This is a genomic window from Kitasatospora sp. NPDC091257 (assembly GCF_044757675.1).
GTDB lineage: Bacteria > Actinomycetota > Actinomycetes > Streptomycetales > Streptomycetaceae > Kitasatospora > Kitasatospora lactacystinica.
Map to the genome: position 1 here is coordinate 1 of NZ_JBIVVI010000848.1, position 4,111 is coordinate 4,111.

Annotated in this window: 2 protein-coding genes; both read right to left on the reverse strand. The window is 68.5% G+C overall.

What is annotated here, in order from left to right:
• Positions 1–104: 104 nt before the first annotated feature.
• Entirely contained in the window at positions 105–2,534 is a 2,430-nt protein-coding gene (locus tag ACIQOV_RS30765) for a hypothetical protein (RefSeq protein WP_401053896.1), read from the reverse strand.
• A gap of 1,296 nt (positions 2,535–3,830) precedes the next feature.
• The coding region (locus ACIQOV_RS30770) for a hypothetical protein (RefSeq protein ID WP_401053897.1) at positions 3,831–4,111 on the reverse strand (281 nt) is incomplete at its 5' end.

Consider the following 4,111-nt stretch of genomic DNA (forward strand, 5'->3'; position numbering starts at 1 on the left):
CCCCGGCATGCCCGCTCTTCCACAGCAGCCGCATCACGACCACCCGGAAGATCAACTCAGCTCGGCCAGCCCCAACCGAAACGCGGAGGCTAGGGGCGTTGTAGTCACGGCGAGACGGTGCGGGCTTCGCACCGCGCGGCTCGTGCGGCGGCAAGGGCCTGGCGGTGGGACTCGTGCATCCTGCGGATGCGGGCTTCGGCGGCCTGGGCAAGCTCGTCCACCGATGGCAAGACCTTTGGCTCGGGTTCGCGAAGCTTGTTGTAGCTGGTGCGCAGCAGCTGTTCACGCCGCTCCCTCTCGTGCCAGCGGGCGGCCTCGCGGATCTGTGCCTGCTCGCGCATCTGCCGGCGCAGGTCGCGGTAGGCGCTGTTGCCGATCAGCGGATGGCACTGCGGCGGAGCGGAGTCCAATGACTGCCGGACTTCAGGGACAACCTGACCATGCTCTGCGGACCGGGTCCCAGTGTTGCCCCGCACCGTGCCGAACCGTTCCCGCTCGTGGTCGGTCAGGGCCTCGCTCCAGCACCAGCGAAGCGTCGTCGTCAGGGTGTTTCCGGCGGCTTGATCAGTCGCAGCGAGAGCAGCCGCTCGAGTGGGGTGGCCGTGGACACGGCGCATCACGGTTTCATGGACCTGCTCGGCCTGCTCGTCGGCTTCCAGTGCTTGCGTCAGAGCGTAGGTCAGCTTGTCGGCCACCGCGCTCAGAGTACTGATGTCGGCGTGCCGGTCCTGCTGCTCGGTCCGTTCCCTCGCCGCCACCTGCTCCGCGGCGCGGCGCAGCGCGTGCTGGCGCAGGTGCGCGTCGACGACGGCTCGACGCTGGTCGTCGGGAGTGCCCGCGGCGAGCCCTGCGGTCGCCTCCTGGATCAGGACTCGTCGGACGCTGCACCGGTCGGCGAGGCGCATGCGGCAGGTCACGCACTCGGTGCCGGTGTCCATCCGGATGCCGTCGTCGCACCCGCCATGGGCGCACTCCTGACGCTGCGGCAGGCCCTTTCCGAGTAGCCAGCCCACCGGGTCGGTGACCCGACCGATGCCGCCCTGGGCCTTCAGCCGGCGTTCCAGTCGCTCGGCTAGCGCCTGGAACGCGCCGTCATGGCCAGTCCAGCCCGCGATCCGGCCCAGCTCGACTCGTACCGCAGCGGTGATCCTGTTCCGGGCCCATCGGCGATCCAAGTGCCCCCACAAGCACGCAACCGGGGCAAGGACCCTCGCCAGGTCCAGCGGCGGCCGAGGAATCCTCGGCAGGCGGCACCCCGGTCGGGTGACCTGGCCAGGCGTTTTCTCCTGGGTGTCCCGGATGACGTTGGATTCGGGCTCCTCCCCGCGACGCGGGCTGCCTGCGTTCTCGCCGACGTCTGATTCGGCGACGGTCTGTCGGTGCTCGCTGTTGTCGGCACACCCCTTGCGCGCGTGCGTGCGCTCCGGCCGATGATGGGTCACCCCCATCGCGGCTTCGCCGGAAATGCCGAAAGCCACGGTCAGTTCATTCGGTACGCCAGCCACAAGGGAGTGGGAAGCGTGAAGGGGGGTCGCAGCGTCAAGGTCTGGGACCCCGGCCTCATCAGCCTCTACAACCTCGTTTACCTGCATAGTCTCCTCACTCACAGCAGCTTCACCTAGGGGGGGCGCAGCATCAAGGTCGCTGACCGACTCCCCTGCGATGTTCCGCGTGACCTCCCGGCGCGCCGGAGCCACCAGGCCAGCCTGGTGCGCGGCCGCGACCGACGGCAAGACCAGCCGCGACCGCGACCGCAGCCCCGACGCCCCGCGTCGCAGCCGCTTCACCACCCCCGCCTCCGCCAGGCGTCGCAGTACTTGCGCCGCGCCCGCAGGCGTGCAGCCCAGCATTCGCGCCAGTGTCACCGCCGGCCGCCCGGCCTCAGTACCTGTACGGCCTCCGCACAGCCGCACCCAGCCGCGCTCGTTCGCGTCCAGCACCAGCAGCAGGGCCGCCAGCCGGTCGGTCGCGGCTCCCCGCCCCGTACGCCTTGCCAGCAGACCGGGCGGAAAGACCGAGCCGTCGCGATGGGCCCAGCCCGGCGCGAAGAGCTCCTCGATGACGCGCAGCAGCACCGCCAGCTCCTTCTTGGCCAGTGCCAGCGGATGCCCCGCCACCCCACGGGCCTCCCACATCGGAACCACCCTGCACTCCATTGCCTGGTGTTCGCCGTGCGAGCCCTCCTTCGTCTGACTCAGCACCGCACCGCTGGCCCGCATCGAACGCGCCACCGCTTTCATGCGTTCCGCTGATACCCCCAGCCAGCGGCCCAGTTCCGACTTGCGGATCTCGACCAGCCCGCTGGTCCACGGAGTACGCGCCATCAACACGACCGCACCCAGCCGCACCGCATCCGGCTGTTCTGCGAGTCCGGGCTCGGCCAGCAGCGCGCGCACCGCCGTCCGCAGCCGCGAGCGCATCACCGGCGTCAGTGCCAACGGCGCCAACACCGCGACGGCCGCTGGCTCTTGGAGGCCGCAGGTCTGGCCCTGAGCCGGAACCGCAACCGTGGCAACCGCTTCCTTCCCGCTCACCGAACGCCTCCCCGCACTGTGTCGACGGCACGTGGGCACGACGCGCCGGCCGCGACCGGAGAAGGGGGGGAGGTGGGCATGGGTGGAGACGGGACGCAGACGGGGATCACGAGTGATACAGGGGTTGCAAGCCCCCGCTCGTGTGACACATCCAGCCGCCCAAAAGAGTGATCTGGGTCGCATTTTCCTGGCAGCGTGCCGAACGTCCGATAGCTTGCATGCCGCGACAACCGCGGCAGGAAGCGGGGGAATGGCTCTCGGGCCGACTGACCGGAGGGTCAGACACACCGAAACCGGTGATGCCGACAACAGCACCACCGGCACGGCGAGACTGGCAGCTGGCAGATCTGTGCTGCAAAATGGCAGTGCCTCCTCATAGGTGGGCACGCAAATGGCGCCCTTCGTGGGTGCTGGGTCCGGGAGAACCCTGAAATTCGCCTGATCGACCGGTTGGCGCCGGCGATCTGGCCTTCGCCTCCGAGTTGGCGCTCGGCAGCGGTGAACGTGAGGCCGTGAGCCTGGTGATTGGCGTCACCTGAAGTACGGCCCAGGTGGTAGAACCCCTTGGCGGGGGTGGCGGCCGCCCGTGGGCGGCTGCGTCATTTCGACCATGCCTCTAGTAGGGGAAGGTACGGGTCACGGCAGCGATGGCACTTCACCACACCGCCTTTTGAGCGATCGCATAAATGGCGGGTGCTGTGACTCGGAAAGGCTGCGGCTGAACCGCGTCTTCGCCTCCCTCAGTCGGTACGGGTTGGGCCACCGCGGTTTCACCCGAACTCACCCCGACCGGGTGCGTCATGACTCAACCTAGTGGGTCGATGGTTCGCCGGGCCCGACGATTTCAAGTCCAGCGGGACTGTCTTGACGCAATAAGGTTTGTAGCGCGGGTTCCCTGCGCTTGGCCGGGTCGTTGGTCCAGGCCGTCTGCGGTATCTCGGGCAGTCCGGGACGGCGACCGAAGCGCTGGGATGCCTGGCGTACGCTTCGGAGAAGGTGGCGGCCCGCTGGTCGCGGACTTCCCCGGTTGTGCCAAAGTGCACGCTGGCGGGTGTGCGGAAGCCGATGCCCGAATTCCGGCGCTCGTGGTTGTAGTACGAAATGAAGGCGTCGAACCCCGGCTGGGTGGCCTGGCGGCGTCGCTCACCGCATTGCCCGCGCTCCCGCAAGATCCGGTACACCGTAGAGACTGAGCAGTGGTAGCGGCCAGCGTCCAGCTCGCGGGCCCAGATCTGCGCGGGCGGCAGCTCGGCGCACTCCGGGCTATTCATCAGCTCCACTACTACTGCCAGCTCTTCAGGAATCAGGGGCGCAGGCTGAGGCTGTGGCCTTTCTGGGCTTGCGCACCGACGGAGGTTTCAGCCTGCGGTAGTGGGTGGCTCTGGAGCGGCCGGTCAGCCGATGTGCGGCCGTGATGCCCAGCTCCAGCTCGATGCCGGTGAACGCCTCGTCCACGATCGGGTCGGTGGCGTGCGTCAACCGGCGCCCTAAGGCCTGTCTGATAATTGATCTTGTGGCAGGTCGAGGCGAGTTGACGGACGTGGTGTGGGAGCGGATAGAGCCCCTGCTGCCGCAGG